Here is a 17,401-nt window from a genome sequence, read left to right as displayed (position 1 = left end):
CCGAAGGTCGCTGCTGTCAGGCCAGCAGCGGCATCGGCGCAAAATCGCGCATCGTACCCGAAAAGGCTTTGGGCAATGGCGAGGCATAGGAACTGCGCTTGCTGGTCGACAGGCCGAGCGATACCAGCGCTTCGGCCTGCTTGACCGCCGCGGCGACACCATCAACGACCGGGACGCCATAGATCGATTGCAGCTCTCTTGCGAGATCCGTCATGCCGGCGCAGCCGAGCACGATGGCTTCCGCTCCATCATCGGCGAGCGCGCGCTCGATTTCCGCCCGCAGCTTTCCGATTGCACCGGAAGACGAGTCTTCAAGCTCGAGGACGGGAATATCCGAAGCGCGAACCTTCGCGCGTCCACCCATGCCGTAGCGCTGGACAAGATTGTCGATGAGAATGCGCGAGCGCTCGAGCGTCGTCACCACGCTGAAGCGCTGCGCCAAAAAAGCGGCCGTCGCAACGGCGGATTCACAGAGGCCAACGACGGGGACATCGCAAAGCATGCGTGCGGCTTCCAGGCCGGTATCGTCGAAGCAGCAGATGATGGCCGCATCATAGCCCGCGGCCTGCCTCTCCTTCAATTCGCGCAGCATGCCGGGTACGGCGATGGCGCCGTCGTAATAGCCCTCGATCGAGGCCGGTCCCATCTGCGAGGTGGCGGCTATGATCTCCGTGCCGGCGCTGGCCACGGCACGCGCGGCTATCGCCGCCTTCTCCGTCATGGAAACGGTGGTATTCGGATTGATGAGCAGCAGGCGCATGGTCTCAACTTTTCTTGGCTTGGCGGCGGCCGAGCATGGTCATAACTGCAAGCGCCACGAGAATGATCGTGAAGGAAAAAAGCGTCGTCACCGTTCCGAGCGCATAGAGAACGGGTGTCGTGACGTTCGTCGTCATTCCGTAGATTTCGAGCGGCAGGGTATTGTAAGTGCCTGATGTCATCAGGGTGCGGGCGAACTCGTCATAGGACAGCGTGAAGCCGAACAGGCCGACGCCGATGAGGCTCGGCGCGATCATCGGCAGCACGACATGGCGGAAGGTCTGCCAGGAACTCGCCCCGAGATCGCGGGCGGCTTCCTCATAGGCCGGCGAAAACCGGTTGAAGACCGCGAACATGATGAGCACGCCGAAGGGCAAGGTCCAGGTCAGATGCGCGCCGAAGGCCGAGGAATACCAGGCAGGCGCCAGACCGCCCTGCTGGAAGACGACACCGATCCCGAGCGAGATGATGATGGACGGCACGACGAGGCTGGCGACCGTCGCATAGAACAGGAATGTCGAACCGCGAAAGCGGCGGCGGAAGGCAAGGCCCGCCAGCAGCGATACGACGACGGTGACGATCATCACCATCACGCCGAGCATCAGGGAACGCTGGAACGAAGCTCCGAAATCACCGACCGCCTGCTTCTCGAACAGATTGGCGAACCAATGCAGCGACACGCCGTTCAACGGGAAGGTCAGGCCGCCATCCGGCCCCTGGAAGGACAGGATGACGACCGCCGAAAGCGGGCCGTAGAGAAACAGCACGAAAACGGTGAAGAAGATCGCCAGGATATAGAATTCCAGACTGCGCTTTTCGCGGTTCATCTCACAGCTCCTTGCGGATGTCGACGATGCGCAGGATAGCGGCGACCATCAGCAGCACGACAAACAGCAACACCACGGCATTCGCGGCCGCGGCCGGATATTGCAGCAGCGACATCTGGTTCTTCATCATCAGGGCGATGGAGGCGCTTTGTCCGCCGGACATGACCTGAACGGTGGAGAAATCCGCCATGACGAGCGTGACGACGAAGATGCTGCCGATTGCCATGCCCGGTTTGGCAAGCGGGATCACCACGTTCCAAAGCACCTGCCATCCACTGGCGCCGGCATCGCGGGCAGCCTCGAACAGCGAACGGTCGATGCGCATGAGCGTATTGAAGATCGGCGTCACCATAAAGAGCGTGTAGAGATGCACCATGGCGAGCACGACGGCGAAATCGGAATAAAGCAGCCACTCGATCGGCTGCGGGATCAGGCCCATGTCGATCAAGGCGGAATTGACCAGTCCGTTGCGGCCGAGCACCGGGATCCACGAGATCATGCGGATGATGTTCGATGTCATGAACGGCACGGTGCAGACGAGGAAAAGGATCATCTGCGTCGATGTGCGCCTGATATGAAAGGCAAGGAAATAGGCGACCCAGAAACCGATGAACAATGTCAGCGCCCAGACGATGGCCGTGAATTTCAGCGTGTTGAGATAGGTCTTCCACGTCACCCAGGAGCCGAGCGTATCGGTGTAGTTGGTGGTGAGGAAGGCAGGGTAGATGCCGGCGAAATCGTAGTCCCAGAAGCTGACGACGCCGATCATTGCGATCGGCAGCAGGAAGAAGAAGCCGAGGATGAGAAACAGCGGCGTTGCCTGCAGATAGGAAAACGCCCAGGCGGGCACGCCAGATCCGCGTCCGGTTTTCGGTGTTGCCTCTGCTGTGTGAGAGGAAGCGATCGTCGCCATGGTTCGGCTCTCCGTTTGGGGATGCCTCCCCCGCAACAGCGGAGGAGGCGATATGCGGATATCGGCTCAGGCAGCGATGAATTCGTTCCAGCGACGAACCATGTAGCGGTCTTCGTCCATCACCGAATTCCAGCAGGCGACGGCTCCCATGCGGGCCTCGAAGGAGCCGCCGTCGCGAACCGCACCGGCCTTTTCCATGACCTTGCCTTCCGGAGAGAGAATATCGCCCTGTGCCGGCTTGCCTTCGATCCAGTAACCCCACTCATCGGCCGACATGAACTGCTTGGCCGTGTCCATGCAGGCGGAGTAGTAGCCTTGGCGGTTGAGATAGCCGCCGACCCAGCCGGAGGTGTACCAGTTGATATACTCATAGGCGGCGTCGAGTTCGGCGCCCTTGAGATGCGCGGCAAGGCCGAGACCGCCGCCCCAGGCGCGATAGCCTTCCTTGAGCGGCTGGAACGTGCAGGCGATGCCCTTGGAGCGCACGGCGGCAACGGCCGGCGACCACATCGACTGGATAACGACTTCGCCCGACGCCATCAGGTTGACGCTTTCGTCGAAGGACTTCCAGAAGGCGCGGAACTGGCCATCGCCCTTGGTCTTGATGAGGAATTCGATCGTCTTGTCGATCTCTTCCTTGGTCATGTTGCCCTTGTCGGCATATTTGATCTTGCCGGCGGCTTCCATGATCATCGCGGCATCCATGATGCCGATCGAGGGGATGTTGATGATGGCGGTCTTGCCCTTGAAGGCCGGATCGATGATATCGGCCCAGCTGGTGATCGGGCGGCCGGTCAGGTCGGGACGAATGCCGAGCGTGTCGGCGTTGTAGATGGTCGGAACCATCGTCATCCACTGTGTCGGTTCCTTGGCGAACTTCTTGGAGTCCTGCGCCTCAAGGAAGCCGACCGTGTGCGGCGCGGTGCCCTGGGCGATGACGCTGTCCGGCTTCATCTTGCCATTGATGAACAACGGCACGATCTTGTCGTAGTATTTGAGCTTCTTGACGTCCATCGGCTGCAGGACGCCGGCCGGGAAGACCTTCTTGGCGATCCAGTATTCGATGTCGGCGATATCGTAGCTATTCGGCTGCGTCACGGCGCGCTGGGCAGCGGCATCGGAATCGGTCGCGGTCATCTCGAGCGTAATGCCGAGATCCGCCTTGCACTTCTCCGCGATCGCGTTGATGTTCGAAACGCCGGTGCCGAACTGGCGCAACGTGATGTTCGATTGCGCCCAGATGGTCGGAAAGCCGGTGATGACGCCGGAGCCGGCCATTGCGCCGAGCGCGGCAGCGCCGGTCTTCAGCAGAGAGCGGCGGGAAATGCCTTTCGTCGTCTTCGTAGTCTTCGTTTCAGTCGTCATGTCAGTTCCCCTTTTTTGATGCTTCGGATTCTCATGCGGACATACAACCCAGAAGGATCGCATCCTCCTGAGCCCAACTCAGCGAGACGGCGTCGCCGACCGCCAGGGTTTTGGCGTCATCGTCGTCGTTGCTTGCGATCACGGTGAAGTCGTCGCTCCCTGCGCCGATGACGGTGATCTTCAGCGTTGCGCCGCGATATTCGATGTTGGAGACCACGCCGTTGAAGCCGAGGCCCTTGCCTTCCGGCTGCGAAAGCTGGACGCGATCGGTACGGACGGCGATATCGACGGCCTCGCCGGCCTGCCGCCCTGCCCCTCTTACCGAGAAGCTTTGCCCCTCCGGCGCGGTCATGGTGATGATGCCGTCCTCGCTCGACGTGACGCGGCCGGACAGGACGTTGTGATCGCCCATGAAGCGGGCGACGAAAGCGGTTGCGGGGCGTTCGAAGACATCTCGCGGTGAGGCAGCTTGCTCGATCCGGCCGTCATTCATGATGACCATGATATCGGCGAGCGCCATCGCCTCTTCCTGGCTGTGCGTGACATGGACGAAGGTGATGCCCAATGTCTTCTGCAGCTTTTTCAGCTCGGCGCGCATGCGGATCTTCAGGAAGGGATCGAGCGCCGACAGCGGCTCGTCCAGCAAGAGTGCCTCGGGATCCGTAATCAGGGCGCGTGCGAGCGCGACACGCTGTTGCTGTCCGCCTGAAAGCTGCGCCGGACGCCGGGTCGCATAGGCCTCCATCTGCATGAGCTTCAGCATGTCGAGCGCCTTGGCGCGGCGCTCCTCCTTGGCCACACCCTTCATCTTCAGGCTGAAGGCGACGTTGTCGATCAGGTCGAGATGGGGAAACAGCGCATAGGACTGGAACATCATCGCCGTTCCGCGCCTGGCGGGCGGGAAATCGGTGACGACTGTATTTCCGAGGCGAATGTCGCCGGATGAAATGCCTTCGTGGCCGGCGATCATGCGCAACGTCGAGGTCTTGCCGCAGCCGGAGGGGCCCAGGAAGCAGCAATAGGAGCCCGCCGGTATCTTCAGGCTGATCGCATGAACTGCGGTGGTCGTGCCGTAGACCTTCGAAACGGACACTATATCGATCTCTGCCGCTTTCGACATCATCTTCCCCTGTTGTTTGAGAAAGACAGTGCATCAATCGTGCCAGTTTTGTTGCAGCGCACTAACCGTCTGCAATTTCAACACTTTTTCACACGCGGAGGATTTTTGCCCCCTGTGAGGCAATTCGATATCTGCTCATCAAATAGGCTATCGTGCTCGATGAGTGCGCATTATTGTATGCAATCCAGCGCACCATTGAATGAGATTTCATTTAACTTCGATCGGAAAGCGGGCTATCATTTCCGCCGAATGCTCAGGTAAACGATTATGAATTCTTCAGCAGACGGGCTGTTGACGCCCAGCGATCTCACAGAAAACGGCACACAGCAGATCCGCGACGCCATTCGCGACGCGATCGTCGAACGCAGACTGGCACCGGGAACGAAACTGTCCGAGAGCGATGTCGGCGGCCTGTTCAACGTCAGCCGAACGCTGGCGCGTGCCGCCTTGCAGGCTCTTTCCTACGAGGGCCTCGTCAGTGTGGAGAAAAACAGGGGCGCTTTTGTCGCCTATCCCTCGCCCGAGGAAGCCCGGCAGATTTTCGCCGCGCGTCGCCTGGTCGAGCCCGGCATATTGAAGTCGGCGGCCGAGCGGATCACCCCGGCTGAGATAAAGCAGCTGAGGCAGCTTCTCGTGGAAGAAGGCCGCCTGATGAACGAACGCGGTCAGTCTGCCCGCAGAGCCGAGATCAAGGCTTCGGGCGATTTCCACCTGATGCTGGCGTCCTTTTCCGGCAATCTCATCATGCAGCGTTTCATGGAGGAGCTCGTCGCCCGCTCATCGCTGGTGATCGCGCTCTACGGACAATCGAGCGCCTCCAGCTGCGGTCATTCCGAGCACGGTGACATCATCACCGCCCTAGAACGCAAGGACGTCGATAGAGCCTGCGACCTGATGCTTCACCATATCGCGCATATCGAAGCCGATCTCGATCTGCGCGAACGCAAGAGCTTCGGCCTCAGGGAAGCGTTCGAGCGGTGAGATGGCGCGCCTGGAGGCGCCTCCCGCGCGGATCAGCGATTATGGCTTGCGGATCGGCGCGAAAGCCGACTTCGTAACCCTGAGGGCGGAACATGTGCCCGAGGCGGTTGTTTCAGTCCCCAAGCCGCGTTCGGTCTACAAGGCAGGCAAGCTTGTCGCCAAGGACGGCATCGTTTTGCGGCGCTGAACCTGGGCATTCCAGGCAGAGGGCTTGATTGCCGCGTGGAGACGCAACGGTGCGGTCACGCAGCCGTGACGCGCCTATCGTTTCAACTCCCGCTCGAATTTTTCGATCTGCTGCAGGACCCAGGGATCATCGGCGGAATGTTGCGCCGTCTCCAGCTCCAGCCGCCGCTGACGGCGGTGGCGAATCCAGTCGATGAAAGCGCGAAGCAGCCACATGTCGATATCCAAGGTTTTCAGTAGCTGAGAGGCCCGGCCGCCAGGCTCGAAAGCCAACCGGAAGCCGGGCCTCAACGGCCGCAAGGCGTTGCGGCGATTACCTTTTTGCCCGCGCAAAAATGAACGCTAGCTGAACATCCTGCACGGAAGGATGGTTTGGTCCGATCTTCGCACCCAGGAAGCGAAACCATGCGGTGTCGAGAATATGCGACCTCTAAAATCCGAAATCGGCGATTGCATGGGCAAATTCGCGGAACTCGCTTGAAGAATGGAGGTTTTTTGCAGGAGCGTACCGTTATGGCCAAAACTGACCTAGCCGGAAGGACATGCGCCGACTAAACAACGCCGCGTCGCTTCCGATTTCCCCGGAGCGGCACAAGCTTAGCCTCGCCTGTGCGGGGCTTTTTTCTTTTCTACTTCCGATTGTTCAACGGCGCGGCTCGCCGCCCGGCGCATAGACGGTATCCTGCTCGAAAGCGAAGACAGAGCCGCAACGGCAACGAATCATATGCTTGCGCGGATCGGTCGATGGGCGCTCGGTGGAAAAGCCGCGCGGCATCTCGTCTATCTTGAAATCACGACTGGCTGCGCGACGATCGTCGGTTTCGGAAACCTCGGCAAATCCGGTGTGATCGCACTTGGCGCATTCCAGCTTTCGTGAATATCGATCTCGCGCGGCCATTCTCTTCCAATCCGGGACTCATGCTGGAAACCTTCTAGCAGCGCCTTGCACGCACTTGAAGGCCGTAAGCAGTCTCCGATCCAGTTCGATTTCCTACCTTAAAAATTTAAGGAGCGAAAAAGGCGGATTGCGTCGAAAAGGGGATTGACCTGATGGCAGATGTCAGACCAATTTACCGCCCTATGACGAAACCGATGCTTACACCCCTTCCTTCCATCGACCGGACGCAGCAAGTCATCGAGGCGCTGTCGACCTTCATCGAGTCGTCGAAGCTGCAGGCCGGCGACAAGCTGCCGACGGAGCGCGAGCTGATGGCAGCACTTTCGGTAGGGCGTTCGACAATCCGCGAGGTAATCACCTATTTCCAGGCTCTCGGGGTCATGGAGACGCGCAAAGGCAGCGGCACCTATCTGCTGAAGCCGGTTTCGAAAGCGACGATTCACATGCCGCTTTCCTTCAACCCCTCGCATCTGCGCGACGCGCTGCTGCAGACGCTGGAGGTTCGCCGCGGCATCGAATGCGAGGCCGGCATGGTGGCGGCAAGAAAGCGGACCGACGAGGACATCGCCATCATCGAGCAAAAGCTCAACGAGATGGAGCGCGTCCACATGGCCAAGGGCACGTCCGGACCGGAAGACCTCGCATTCCATCTCGCCGTCTATGACGCCACGCACAATCCACTGTTCAAGCAGCTTCTCGAACAGATGCGCGAAACCTTCGAGCGCTTTTGGGAGCATCCCTTCGACCGGCTGGATTTTGCCCGCCGGTCCTTTCCCTATCACCGCACGCTGTTCAACGCGATCGTCGACCAGGATCCCGAGGCAGCGCGCGCCGAGACACTTAAAATTCTCGACGTTGTCGAGGAAGACATCAAGGAAATGTCCAAATGACTAACGGACCGGAGCCGTTCGAACTTGCCTCCCTCATTACAGCCCATGACGACGGCAATTTCGCCGAAGCAGTGGTGCCGCCGATCTTCCAGACATCGCTGTTCACCTTCTCCAGCTACGACGAGATGATCGCCTCCTATCGCGGCGAAAAGGTGCGGCCGATCTACACGCGCGGCCTCAACCCGACCGTGCGTATGTTCGAGGAGATGCTGGCAAAGCTCGAGGGCGGCGAGGATGCGCTCGGCTTCGCCAGCGGCATGGCGGCGATTTCGTCGGCCGTGTTGAGCTTCGTGGAGCCCGGCGACCGGATCGTTGCGGTCAAGCACGTCTATCCCGATGCCTTCCGCCTGTTCGGCACGCTTCTGAAGCGGATGAAGGTCGAGGTGACCTATGTCGACGGCCGCGACGAGGAAGCCGTGGCAAAGGCGCTTCCCGGCGCCAAGGTCTTCTACATGGAAAGCCCGACCAGCTGGGTCATGGAGGCGCACGATGTCGGCGCCTTGGCAGCTCTCGCCAGGCAGCACGGCGTCGTCTCGATGATCGACAACAGCTGGGCCACGCCTTATTTCCAGCAACCGCTGAAGCTCGGCGTGGACCTTGTCATCCACTCCGCCTCCAAATATCTCGGCGGACATAGCGACGTGGTTGCCGGCGTCGTTGCAGGCTCGAAGGAAATGATCGCGCGCCTGAAGGCCGAAGCCTACCCCTATCTCGGCGGCAAGCTTTCTCCCTTCGACGCGTGGCTTCTGATCCGCGGTCTGCGCACTCTGCCGATCCGCATGAAGGCGCATGAGGCCGCCGCCATGACGATCGCCAAGCGATTGCAGGAACTCGATGTCGTCGAGCAGGTCTGCCATCCGGGTCTCGCCAACCGCCTGCCGGCCGGCCTGAACGGAACTTCGGGCCTGTTTTCCTTCATCTTCCGCGAAGGTGTTGACGTCCGCGCCTTTGCGGATCGTCTCAAGCTCTTCAAGCTGGGCGTGAGCTGGGGCGGTCATGAGAGCCTGATCGTACCGGGCGAGGTCGTGCTGCAGCAGAAGGCGCAGCCGAATTCGGCGCACACCTTCGGCATCAATCCGCGCTCCGTGCGTCTCCATATCGGCCTCGAAGGAACCGAGGCCCTATGGAAAGAACTCGAGGAGGCGATCGCCGCCGCCTCGTGAAATCATCAAACTGAGAGGAAACCTAAAAGGGGAACCAACATGAAAAGACTGATAACAGCAGCACTCTTTACCGCAATGATGGCCGGAACCGCCTTTGCCGATACGACGCTCAAGCTTGTGGAAGTGATCACGAGCCCGGAGCGCACCGAGACGCTCAAGTCGATCGTCGCCAAGTTCGAGGCCGAAAATCCCGGCACCAAGGTCGACATCATCTCCCTGCCCTGGAACGAAGCCTTCCAGAAGTTCGCCACCATGGTTTCGGCTGGCGACACGCCCGACGTCATGGAAATGCCCGACACCTGGGTATCGCTCTACGGCAACAACGGCATGCTCGAAAGCCTGGAACCCTATCTGGCGAAGTGGGACCATACCAAGGAGCTGACGCCCCGGGCGCTGGAGCTCGGTCGCTACGTCAAGAACACCGCCTATATGCTGCCTTACGGCTTCTACCTGCGCGCCATGTTCTACAATAAGAAGCTGCTCAAGGACGCCGGCGTTAGCGAGCCGCCGAAGACGATGGACGATTTCGTCAAGGCTTCCGAAGCCGTCTCCAAGCTTCCGGGCAAATACGGTTACTGCATGCGCGGCGGACCGGGCGGACTGAACGGCTGGATGATCTTCGCCGCCTCCATGGCCGGCGACAACAAATACTTCACGGATGACGGCACCTCCACGATGAACAGCGCCGGCTGGGCCAAGGGCATCGAGTGGATGGTCGATCTCTACAAGAAGGGCCTGGCGCCGAAGGACAGCGTCAACTGGGGCTTCAACGAAGTGGTCGCCGGCTTCTATTCCGGCACCTGCGCCTTCCTCGATCAGGATCCGGATGCGCTGATTGCCGTCGCAGAACGCATGAACAAGGACGATTTCGGCGTTGCACCGCTGCCGAAGGGCCCGGACGGAAAATCCTTCCCGACCATCGGCTATGGCGGCTGGTCGATGTTCTCCACCAGCCAGAACAAGGATCTCTCCTGGAAACTGATCGCGACCCTCGAAGGGCCGGAAGGCAACCTCACCTGGAACAAGAAGATCGGCGCGCTGCCGGCCTATACCGCCGCTGAGAAGGACCCCTTCTATGCCGGCGATCAGTTCAAGGGCTGGTTCCAGGAACTGGCCGACAAGGACACCGTGCCCACGGTGATGCCGACCTATCTCGAGGAATTCGCCTTCTTCAAGGATTCGCTCGCCATCAAGACATCGCAGCAGGCAATGCTCGGCGATATCTCCGCGAAGGATCTCGCTGACCAGTGGGCCGACTACCTGACCAAGGCCCAGCAGAAGTTCCTGGCCAAGAAGTAAATCGTATATGCGGCGGCGGAGCGATCCGCCGCCGCCTTTACCCATTTGAAACAGACGGCGTTCGAACGCCGCGAACGGGAACACTTGCAGATGACTTCGATCGCCGACACGCCCGACAGGCGCGACGACCGCAGGACGTGGCTGACGCGCCTGGCCGACGCCTCCGAGCCCTATCTCTACAGCGCGCCTGCCCTCATCCTCATCATTGCCGTGATGCTGGTGCCGCTGGTGATCGGCATATCCTATGCCTTTCGCGATATTCAGTTGCTCAACCCGTTTTCCGGCGGTTTCATCGGCCTGGAGCATTTTCGCGACCTCGCAAAAGATGGTGCCTTTTATTGGGCTCTGAAGAACACGCTGTGGTGGACCGGCGCTTCCGTGGCGCTGCAATTCATCTTCGGATTGATCCTCGCGCTGCTGCTGGACAAGCCATTCGTCGGCAGGTCTCTCGTGCAGGCGCTGGTGTTTCTGCCGTGGGCCGTTCCCTCCTTCCTGGCGGGCCTCAACTGGTCGTGGCTGTTCAACCCGGTCATCGGACCGATACCGCATTGGCTCTACGCGATCGGCCTGATGAGCGAGCCGAGCAACATTCTGTCCGATCCGAACTATGCGATGTGGGGACCAATCGTCGCCAACGTCTGGTGGGGCATACCCTTTTTCGCCATCACGCTGCTGGCGGCACTTCAGGCCATCCCGCGCGATCTCTATGAGGCGGCCTCGATCGACGGTGCCGGCTGGTTCGAGCGTTTCCGCTCGATCACGCTGCCGTTCCTCGCTCCGACCATCGCCATCACCGTGCTCCTGCGAACGGTCTGGGTGTCCAACTTCGCCGATCTGATCGTCGTGATGACGGGCGGCGGTCCCGCTGACCGCACGCAGATCGTCGCCAGCTACATTTTCACGCAGGCCTTCAAGCGGCTGGACTTCGGCTATGCCTCGGCCATCGCCCTGGTGCTGCTGGTGTTGCTGCTCGCCTATTCCATGCTGATCATTCTGCTGCGGCAGACCCTGATGAAGGATTGAGCCATGAGACGATCCGTCATTCCTACCATTGCACATCGCCTGGCGATCCTCTGCTATGTCGTCTTCGCGCTCTTTCCGCTCTTCTGGCTGCTCAAGGTGTCGGTGACGCCGAACGACCTGCTCTATACGGAAGGCGTGCGCATGTGGCCGTCGCGCACGACCTGGGAACATTATTCCTTCGTGCTGCAGCACAGCGATTTCCCGACTTTCTTCGAGAACAGTCTGATCGTCTCCGCCTCGACGGCGATTGCCGTCACCATTTGCGCGTCGCTGTCGGGCTATGCGCTTTCGCGCTTCAATTTCCGCGGAAAATACTGGATCGTGGCCCTGATGCTGCTGACCCAGATGTTTCCGCTGGTCATGCTCGTCGCCCCGATCTTCAAGATCCTGACGCCGCTGCATCTGACCAACAGCCTGACCGGGCTCGTCATCGTCTACACAGCCTTCAACGTGCCCTTCGCCACCTTCCTGATGCAATCCTTCTTCGACGGCATTCCGAAGGACCTGGAGGAGGCGGCCATGATCGACGGCGCCACGCAGTTTACAGCCTTCAGGCAGATCATCCTGCCGCTGACCCTGCCCGGCATCGCGGCAACGCTCGGCTTCGTCTTCACGGCCGCATGGAGCGAGTTGCTCTTTGCGCTGATGCTGATCAACGGCAACCAGGCCGCGACCTTCCCGGTCGGCCTTCTCACCTTCGTCTCGAAATTCTCCGTGGATTTCGGGCAGATGATGGCCGCGGGCGTCATGGCGCTTATTCCGGCGGCACTCTTCTTCCTGCTCATCCAACGTTATCTTGTGCAGGGCCTGACGGCCGGCGCGGTCAAGGGTTAGTCACATGGCATCGATCGATATTCAGAACGTCAAGAAAGCCTACGGCCATGTGCAGGTGCTGCACGACATCGATCTTCGGATCAAGGACGGCGAGTTCGTCGTCCTCGTCGGCCCGTCCGGATGCGGCAAGTCCACCTTGCTCAGGATGATCGCAGGTCTCGAAGACATCAGCGGCGGAGAGATCCGCATTGCGGAAAACCGGGTCAACGAACTGCATCCGAAGGATCGTGACATCGCCATGGTGTTCCAGTCCTATGCGCTCTATCCGCACATGAATGTCGCCGGCAACATGAGCTACAGCCTGCGGCTGCGGAAGATGGCGAAGGAGACCATCTCCAAGGCCGTGGCCAACGCGGCGGCAAAGCTCGGTCTCGATCCGCTGCTCGAACGCCGGCCGAAGGCGCTCTCGGGCGGGCAGCGGCAGCGCGTCGCCATGGGCCGTGCCATCGTGCGGCAGCCGAAAGCCTTCCTTTTCGACGAGCCGCTTTCCAACCTCGACGCCCGTCTTCGCGAGCAGATGCGCGCCGAAATCAAGAAGTTGCACGGTGATCTTAAGGCGACGTCGATCTACGTGACCCACGACCAGATCGAAGCGATGACGCTGGCGGACCGCATCGTCGCCATGCATGGCGGCGTGGTGCAGCAGGTCGGCAGTCCGCTTGAACTCTACGATCGCCCCGCCAATCTCTTCGTGGCCGGCTTCATCGGGTCTCCCGGCATGAACTTCCTCGACGCAACATACGAGGGCAGTGCCGTCAAGCTCAAGGACGGCACGCTCGTTTCGCTTCCGGAGCCGCTGAAATTGCCGGTCGGCGCCAAGGTGACGCTCGGCATCCGGCCGGAGCATGTGGTGCTGTCGTCCAATCCGTCCGACATGGCCGCCAATGTCGAACTCATCGAACCCACCGGCTTCGGCATCATCCTGCATCTTTCGCTGCATGGCCTGCCGTTCAAGGTATTCACGCTGGATCGCAGCGCGCTGAGCGCGGCCACCCAGGTCAATGTTGCTTTCCCGGCGCAGTATCTGCACGTCTTCGACGAGGAAGGAAAAAGGGCGGCTTAACCGCCGCCCTTCCGGGAAATTCTCAATCTGCAAAGGGCTTGGTCGGTCCATTGGAAGGCTGGGTAAACCAGTGCGGGCCGTCCGACGCCATGTAGATATGATCCTCGAGCCGGATACCGAATTTCTGCGGAAAGACGATCATCGGCTCGTTCGAGAAGCACATGCCGGCTGAGAGCTTCGTCGCATTGCCGCGCACGATGTAAGGCTCCTCGTGAATCTCCAGCCCGAGGCCATGACCGGCGCGATGCGGCAACCCCGGCAGCTTATAGTCGGGACCGAGCGAATGTTTCACGAGCACGGCGCGCGCCGCGTCATCCAGGCTGGAGCAGGCAGCGCCCAGCTTCGCGGCATCGAAAACGGCCTGCTGCGCTTCGCGCTCGATCGCCCAGGCGTCTTCGAAGGCGCTGTCGCCGCTCTTCAGCTTGTACGTCCGTGTCAGGTCGGAGTGATAGCCGTCGATGCGGGTGCCGGTATCCACCAGAATGACGTCGTCTTCGCCGAGTGTCTGGTCGCCGTTGGCGCCGTGCGGCAGCGACGTGGCCTCACCGAAAGATACGATGCAGAAGGTTGAGCCACCATGGGCGCCAGCCTCGCGATGTCGCCGGTCGATGAACTCGACCACTTCCGAGGCGCGAATCCCCGGCTTGAGCAAGGCATGCGCCTGCCTGTGCACATCGAGCGTCAGGTTCATCGCATATTGAATGAGCGCGATTTCAGCCGGAGATTTGATCCGGCGCAGGCTGTTGATGACCGGTCCGCCGTTCGCCAGTTTTTCGGCTCCGAGCTCCGTCGCCAGTGCGTTATAGAAGTAAAGCGGCATGTTGTCGTCCAGCGCCAAAACACCTGACTTGCCGAGCACGCGCGCGATCAATGCCGCGCTGCTCTCTTCTTCCTGCCATTCGAGGATTTCGGCCGGCAGATGCGGCAAGGTCTCGACCCGGCTGCGTTCGAAACCCGGTACGATGTAGTAAAGCCCGTTCGGCGTCACCAACGCACCCAGAAACCGCTCGCTCGCATGCCAGATCAGCCCGGTAAAATAACGCAGGCTCTCCGTCGGCCCGAGCAACAGGCCGGCCAATCCCTGCGCGTCGAGCAATTGGCGAAGACGCGAGAGGCGTTGCAGCCTTTCCTCTTCGGTGATCCGGGGTACTGGATGTTGCCACGACATTTCTGGTCTCCTCAACTATTTCCGTTTTATGCATTTTCATTCGTATCAGGCGCAACACCACAGACACTATCGCTCTTGTGGGCAAAGTGTCGACAACGAAAATGCTAACATTCCAATCACTTTGCGCTTCGCTCCAGCCGCTCCGCAATGCGGCGTCAGGGCCATAGCCAGCCTGCTCGATCGCTAAATTATCTGACAGCGCGAACGCTGCCCCAATGGTTCACTGCCTCCATCGAAACAGACGGTGGAACATCATCATGCAAATCGCAACTATCATAGTTCCCTCCCAGCGGATCCGCGCCAGCCGCAAGGCCCGGCGCACGCCTCTTTCGGTCGTCGCCGATATGGTGCGCCTGCTTGCACGCAAGATGGTCGAGCGGAAAAACCGCAATGCGCTCATGGAACTGTCGGACGATCAGTTGAAGGATATCGGGCTTTCACGCGGTCAGAATGGAAGCGACGTCCATGTCTACAGCCGCTACTAAAAAGATGAAACGGGACGTGCTAAGTTCGTTCGGCGCAGCGAACTTCAGCGCTCTGATGGGGATTTCGGCATGTCAGACATTTCGACAGCCTTGCTGCTGAAGACGAAAACCGTCCTCATCCGCGATGTCGTCTGCAATGGCGAATGCCGGCATAAGAGCGACGAGGAATGCGCCCACAGGACCAGCCTCGTCTATCCCTATCGCGGCGTCTTCAAGCGCGACGTCGGGCAAAACGATGCCGTTGCGGAAGCCAACCAGGTGCTGTTTTTCAATCGCGAACAGGGATACCGGATCAGCCATCCCGTCGAGGGCGGCGATTCCTGCCTGGACCTGATGATCGACGAGACCGTCCTTCACGAACTTGCGCCAAAAGAGCAGGTTCACGCCGGTGACGGCGTCATCTTCCGTCGGCAGCGGCGGCGCATAGACCCTCGGGCCCAGGCGCTCGTGGCGATGCTGCGTCACGGCTTGAGCCGTAACATAGCCGAAAGCCTCGAAGGAGAAACGCTGGCGCTGACCCTGGTGCGCCGCTCGCTCGGCGAGCGCACGTCTCATGCGGCCGGCGCAAGCTTCGGCCGGCAGAAACTTGTCGACCGGGCCAAGCTCGTCCTGTCCTCCGATCTTGCGCGGCGATGGACGCTTGCGGAGATCGCCAGGGAGGTCGGCGTTTCGCCGGTTTACCTGACGCAGGTCTTCCAGCAGGTCGAAGCCATGCCGCTCTATCGCTACCAGTTGCGGCTGCGGCTGGCGCGCGCACTCGATCTTCTCGGCTCCTATGACGACCTGACCATGCTTGGTCTCGATCTCGGCTTCTCCAGCCACAGCCATTTCAGCGCCGCATTCAAGCAGACCTACGGGCTGACGCCGGCGGAGTTCCAACGCTCCGCGCAGTTGACGCCGAAACGCTATACGGCTCGCTAAAGATTCTGACAGCGCTCCAGGGATGATCGGTGCTCTCATGACCCTGCCCCGACATGGGGAACGATCAGGAAAGGATCATGAGATGAAGAAAACCACATGTGCAGCCTGCGACTGCGAGCTGGGTGCGGAGACCATCAAGGTCAATCTTGGCGGCAAATCGGTCGAAGTATGCTGCGAGGAGTGTGCGGCCGCCCTGAAGGAGGCGGATCAATCGACATCGGTCGCGTCCGCCGGCAAGGAGTAAGGCCGCCACAAGAGACACTGGCGATCGCCGCTCCGGGAGGGCCGCGATCGTCGATGTCCAAGCCGCGCAACGGCTGCGGCGATCCTCGCATCCGGCCAACGAAGAAAAATTTGTAATGAAGTATTGCCGCAAAGCTCACAGAAAACTTCGTTCGCAACATTCCTCTTCCGGGACATACTCGGAAACATAAGGACGTATCGCGTTCATACAGCCTCATTAGCCTCCGCATCGGTTAATCGCAATGAAGGTACTGATCATGAGGCAACGATACATCGTCGCAACTTTATTCATAACAGCCATGGGCGGCATGGCCGCGGCAGCCTATGCCGCCGAACCGCCGGCTGCGCCTGACACGCAGAATCCCGCCATTGCCGAGACAGCGCCGCCCGCGCCGGCGGATATGCCGCCCTTCGGCTGGCCCCACCCTGGCCCGCATCCCCATGGACCGATGATGGCGTTTGGCGCTGGCATGCCCATGCCGCACATGCCGCCCGGTGGCTTCCCGCATGGCGACAATCCGGCGTTGGAACTCGCAGGCAAACTGTCGGCGATCGAAACATTGATCGGCATTCGCAGCGCCCAGCTCGACGCCTGGAGAGACTATACCAATGCTTTGACCGATCTCTTGGCCATGCCGAGGCATCAACCGCCCGGTCCGCCGGTCGGTGACGATGCGCCCCCTCCCCAGACCGCCCAGGATGCCGGCAAGCCGACGGAACTCTTCGGCGAGCGCATTGCCGACCGCGTGCTGGATCGCGCCGCCAAGGCAACCGTGCTCAAGGACAAGGTCGCGGCTTTGCGCAATGTTCTGACATCCGATCAGCTCGCCAAGCTTGAAGATGCCGAACGATCCCTCGTCGCCGGTCCTCATCCATTCCGCTGAGCGACAACACGGGAGCAGGCCAGGGGAAATCCCGCGCCAAGTGATAGCCTAGACCAATTTCTCTCCGCCTCCAGCCGATCGAGATCCCCCCGGACGCCCCGATCGGTTGCAAGGCGCGGCTCTTTGAAGAGCCGCATGGTCCGGAAGTGCCCGCCCGGCGCTCCCGGACCAAAGATGCGTTGGTATCAGCGGCCATATCGCCACCAATATGGGCCACAAAAGCCATTGGTATCGCCCTGCTTACGTCGCCACGGCCGGGATTTTCGCCGTTAAACAAGATCCGTATTCGGCCCGGCCCAAATGATATCGTGCCAAGACACCGCCAATAACAGGAAATATGTAGGCGGCTATTGGAATGGCGCTGCCGTTTACTCTGATA

Annotated in this window: 19 protein-coding genes and 1 pseudogene; 12 read left to right on the top strand and 8 right to left on the bottom strand. The window is 60.4% G+C overall.

The annotated features are described in order from the left end of the window. Window positions 1-16 precede the first annotated feature (16 nt). The 5 genes from ACQZ6J_RS13075 to ACQZ6J_RS13055 all read right to left on the bottom strand — a co-directional run bounded on the left by ACQZ6J_RS13075 (window position 17) and on the right by ACQZ6J_RS13055 (window position 4,984). Complete coding sequence (locus ACQZ6J_RS13075; protein WP_163985297.1) at window positions 17-760, bottom strand: aspartate/glutamate racemase family protein; 744 nt, start codon at window positions 758-760, stop codon at window positions 17-19. Window positions 761-764: 4 nt separating this feature from the next. Then, window positions 765-1,586, bottom strand: a complete 822-nt coding sequence (locus ACQZ6J_RS13070; RefSeq protein WP_449084354.1) for an ABC transporter permease — start codon at window positions 1,584-1,586, stop codon at window positions 765-767. A gap of 1 nt (window position 1,587) precedes the next feature. Continuing rightward, the gene (locus ACQZ6J_RS13065) at window positions 1,588-2,499 is read right to left on the bottom strand and encodes an ABC transporter permease (RefSeq protein ID WP_449084353.1); all 912 of its coding nucleotides are present in this window, start codon (window positions 2,497-2,499) and stop codon (window positions 1,588-1,590) included. A 66-nt stretch (window positions 2,500-2,565) separates the two neighbouring features. Continuing rightward, window positions 2,566-3,864, bottom strand: a complete 1,299-nt coding sequence (locus ACQZ6J_RS13060; protein WP_163985300.1) for an ABC transporter substrate-binding protein — start codon at window positions 3,862-3,864, stop codon at window positions 2,566-2,568. A gap of 31 nt (window positions 3,865-3,895) precedes the next feature. Then, window positions 3,896-4,984, bottom strand: a complete 1,089-nt coding sequence (locus ACQZ6J_RS13055; protein WP_449084352.1) for an ABC transporter ATP-binding protein — start codon at window positions 4,982-4,984, stop codon at window positions 3,896-3,898. 267 nt (window positions 4,985-5,251) lie between these two features. On the opposite strand from ACQZ6J_RS13055, the gene ACQZ6J_RS13050 reads away from it, so the two are divergent. Both ACQZ6J_RS13050 and ACQZ6J_RS13045 read left to right on the top strand, forming a co-directional pair. Continuing rightward, window positions 5,252-5,965 (top strand): GntR family transcriptional regulator, encoded by a 714-nt coding sequence (locus tag ACQZ6J_RS13050; RefSeq protein WP_449084351.1) that lies wholly within the window; start codon window positions 5,252-5,254, stop codon window positions 5,963-5,965. 34 nt (window positions 5,966-5,999) lie between these two features. Next, window positions 6,000-6,152 (top strand): annotated as a pseudogene (locus ACQZ6J_RS13045) (metal-dependent hydrolase); the annotation flags it as partial. Between the two features lie 74 nt (window positions 6,153-6,226). Here ACQZ6J_RS13045 and ACQZ6J_RS13040 read toward each other — a convergent pair. Together ACQZ6J_RS13040 and ACQZ6J_RS13035 are read right to left on the bottom strand one after the other, a co-directional pair. Next, complete coding sequence (locus ACQZ6J_RS13040) at window positions 6,227-6,367, bottom strand: hypothetical protein (protein WP_449084350.1); 141 nt, start codon at window positions 6,365-6,367, stop codon at window positions 6,227-6,229. 427 nt (window positions 6,368-6,794) lie between these two features. After that, window positions 6,795-7,049 carry a hypothetical protein gene (locus tag ACQZ6J_RS13035; RefSeq protein ID WP_112508621.1) on the bottom strand — a complete coding sequence of 85 codons (255 nt, stop codon included), beginning with the start codon at window positions 7,047-7,049 and terminating at the stop codon, window positions 6,795-6,797. A 194-nt stretch (window positions 7,050-7,243) separates the two neighbouring features. Here ACQZ6J_RS13035 and ACQZ6J_RS13030 point away from each other — a divergent pair, with 194 nt between their 5' ends. The 6 genes from ACQZ6J_RS13030 to ACQZ6J_RS13005 all read left to right on the top strand — a co-directional run bounded on the left by ACQZ6J_RS13030 (window position 7,244) and on the right by ACQZ6J_RS13005 (window position 13,321). Continuing rightward, complete coding sequence (locus ACQZ6J_RS13030; protein ID WP_163985302.1) at window positions 7,244-7,939, top strand: FadR/GntR family transcriptional regulator; 696 nt, start codon at window positions 7,244-7,246, stop codon at window positions 7,937-7,939. Next, the gene (locus ACQZ6J_RS13025; RefSeq protein WP_449084349.1) at window positions 7,936-9,102 is read left to right on the top strand and encodes a PLP-dependent transferase; all 1,167 of its coding nucleotides are present in this window, start codon (window positions 7,936-7,938) and stop codon (window positions 9,100-9,102) included. Before ACQZ6J_RS13030 ends, ACQZ6J_RS13025 begins: the two co-directional genes overlap by 4 nt. Before the next feature lie 39 nt (window positions 9,103-9,141). Further along, window positions 9,142-10,401 (top strand): ABC transporter substrate-binding protein, encoded by a 1,260-nt coding sequence (locus ACQZ6J_RS13020; protein ID WP_449084348.1) that lies wholly within the window; start codon window positions 9,142-9,144, stop codon window positions 10,399-10,401. A 90-nt stretch (window positions 10,402-10,491) separates the two neighbouring features. Then, complete coding sequence (locus tag ACQZ6J_RS13015) at window positions 10,492-11,424, top strand: carbohydrate ABC transporter permease (RefSeq protein WP_163985305.1); 933 nt, start codon at window positions 10,492-10,494, stop codon at window positions 11,422-11,424. Window positions 11,425-11,427: 3 nt separating this feature from the next. After that, complete coding sequence (locus ACQZ6J_RS13010) at window positions 11,428-12,258, top strand: carbohydrate ABC transporter permease (RefSeq protein ID WP_113422706.1); 831 nt, start codon at window positions 11,428-11,430, stop codon at window positions 12,256-12,258. 4 nt (window positions 12,259-12,262) lie between these two features. Beyond that, window positions 12,263-13,321 carry an ABC transporter ATP-binding protein gene (locus ACQZ6J_RS13005; RefSeq protein ID WP_449084347.1) on the top strand — a complete coding sequence of 353 codons (1,059 nt, stop codon included), beginning with the start codon at window positions 12,263-12,265 and terminating at the stop codon, window positions 13,319-13,321. Between the two features lie 22 nt (window positions 13,322-13,343). Here ACQZ6J_RS13005 and ACQZ6J_RS13000 read toward each other — a convergent pair whose 3' ends face one another. Continuing rightward, window positions 13,344-14,489 (bottom strand): M24 family metallopeptidase, encoded by a 1,146-nt coding sequence (locus tag ACQZ6J_RS13000; RefSeq protein ID WP_449084346.1) that lies wholly within the window; start codon window positions 14,487-14,489, stop codon window positions 13,344-13,346. 257 nt (window positions 14,490-14,746) lie between these two features. On the opposite strand from ACQZ6J_RS13000, the gene ACQZ6J_RS12995 reads away from it, so the two are divergent. The 4 genes from ACQZ6J_RS12995 to ACQZ6J_RS12980 all read left to right on the top strand — a co-directional run bounded on the left by ACQZ6J_RS12995 (window position 14,747) and on the right by ACQZ6J_RS12980 (window position 17,022). Next, on the top strand, window positions 14,747-14,974 hold the full coding sequence (locus ACQZ6J_RS12995; RefSeq protein ID WP_449084345.1) for a DUF1127 domain-containing protein: 228 nt from the start codon (window positions 14,747-14,749) through the stop codon (window positions 14,972-14,974). Window positions 14,975-15,043: 69 nt separating this feature from the next. Further along, complete coding sequence (locus tag ACQZ6J_RS12990; RefSeq protein WP_449084344.1) at window positions 15,044-15,895, top strand: helix-turn-helix domain-containing protein; 852 nt, start codon at window positions 15,044-15,046, stop codon at window positions 15,893-15,895. Between the two features lie 82 nt (window positions 15,896-15,977). Further along, the gene (locus ACQZ6J_RS12985; protein WP_449084343.1) at window positions 15,978-16,139 is read left to right on the top strand and encodes a hypothetical protein; all 162 of its coding nucleotides are present in this window, start codon (window positions 15,978-15,980) and stop codon (window positions 16,137-16,139) included. 256 nt (window positions 16,140-16,395) lie between these two features. Then, window positions 16,396-17,022 carry a hypothetical protein gene (locus ACQZ6J_RS12980; RefSeq protein ID WP_449084342.1) on the top strand — a complete coding sequence of 209 codons (627 nt, stop codon included), beginning with the start codon at window positions 16,396-16,398 and terminating at the stop codon, window positions 17,020-17,022. Window positions 17,023-17,401: the final 379 nt, after the last annotated feature.

Source organism: Rhizobium sp. A37_96 (genome assembly GCF_053521765.1).
Note: the sequence above shows the minus strand (reverse complement) of the source record. Positions and strands in the feature narration are given on the sequence as shown.

Coding starts and splice junctions, on each gene's coding strand:
- ACQZ6J_RS13005 (WP_449084347.1), top strand. CDS start 12,263: ATGGCATCGATCGATATTCAGAACGTCAAGAAAGCCTACGGCCATGTG.
- ACQZ6J_RS13010 (WP_113422706.1), top strand. CDS start 11,428: ATGAGACGATCCGTCATTCCTACCATTGCACATCGCCTGGCGATCCTC.
- ACQZ6J_RS13050 (WP_449084351.1), top strand. CDS start 5,252: ATGAATTCTTCAGCAGACGGGCTGTTGACGCCCAGCGATCTCACAGAA.
- ACQZ6J_RS13000 (WP_449084346.1), bottom strand. CDS start 14,489: ATGTCGTGGCAACATCCAGTACCCCGGATCACCGAAGAGGAAAGGCTG.
- ACQZ6J_RS13020 (WP_449084348.1), top strand. CDS start 9,142: ATGAAAAGACTGATAACAGCAGCACTCTTTACCGCAATGATGGCCGGA.
- ACQZ6J_RS13075 (WP_163985297.1), bottom strand. CDS start 760: ATGCGCCTGCTGCTCATCAATCCGAATACCACCGTTTCCATGACGGAG.
- ACQZ6J_RS13025 (WP_449084349.1), top strand. CDS start 7,936: ATGACTAACGGACCGGAGCCGTTCGAACTTGCCTCCCTCATTACAGCC.
- ACQZ6J_RS13030 (WP_163985302.1), top strand. CDS start 7,244: ATGCTTACACCCCTTCCTTCCATCGACCGGACGCAGCAAGTCATCGAG.
- ACQZ6J_RS13015 (WP_163985305.1), top strand. CDS start 10,492: ATGACTTCGATCGCCGACACGCCCGACAGGCGCGACGACCGCAGGACG.
- ACQZ6J_RS13035 (WP_112508621.1), bottom strand. CDS start 7,049: ATGGCCGCGCGAGATCGATATTCACGAAAGCTGGAATGCGCCAAGTGC.
- ACQZ6J_RS13055 (WP_449084352.1), bottom strand. CDS start 4,984: ATGTCGAAAGCGGCAGAGATCGATATAGTGTCCGTTTCGAAGGTCTAC.
- ACQZ6J_RS12995 (WP_449084345.1), top strand. CDS start 14,747: ATGCAAATCGCAACTATCATAGTTCCCTCCCAGCGGATCCGCGCCAGC.
- ACQZ6J_RS13040 (WP_449084350.1), bottom strand. CDS start 6,367: ATGTGGCTGCTTCGCGCTTTCATCGACTGGATTCGCCACCGCCGTCAG.
- ACQZ6J_RS12990 (WP_449084344.1), top strand. CDS start 15,044: ATGTCAGACATTTCGACAGCCTTGCTGCTGAAGACGAAAACCGTCCTC.
- ACQZ6J_RS13060 (WP_163985300.1), bottom strand. CDS start 3,864: ATGACGACTGAAACGAAGACTACGAAGACGACGAAAGGCATTTCCCGC.
- ACQZ6J_RS12985 (WP_449084343.1), top strand. CDS start 15,978: ATGAAGAAAACCACATGTGCAGCCTGCGACTGCGAGCTGGGTGCGGAG.
- ACQZ6J_RS13070 (WP_449084354.1), bottom strand. CDS start 1,586: ATGAACCGCGAAAAGCGCAGTCTGGAATTCTATATCCTGGCGATCTTC.
- ACQZ6J_RS12980 (WP_449084342.1), top strand. CDS start 16,396: ATGAGGCAACGATACATCGTCGCAACTTTATTCATAACAGCCATGGGC.
- ACQZ6J_RS13065 (WP_449084353.1), bottom strand. CDS start 2,499: ATGGCGACGATCGCTTCCTCTCACACAGCAGAGGCAACACCGAAAACC.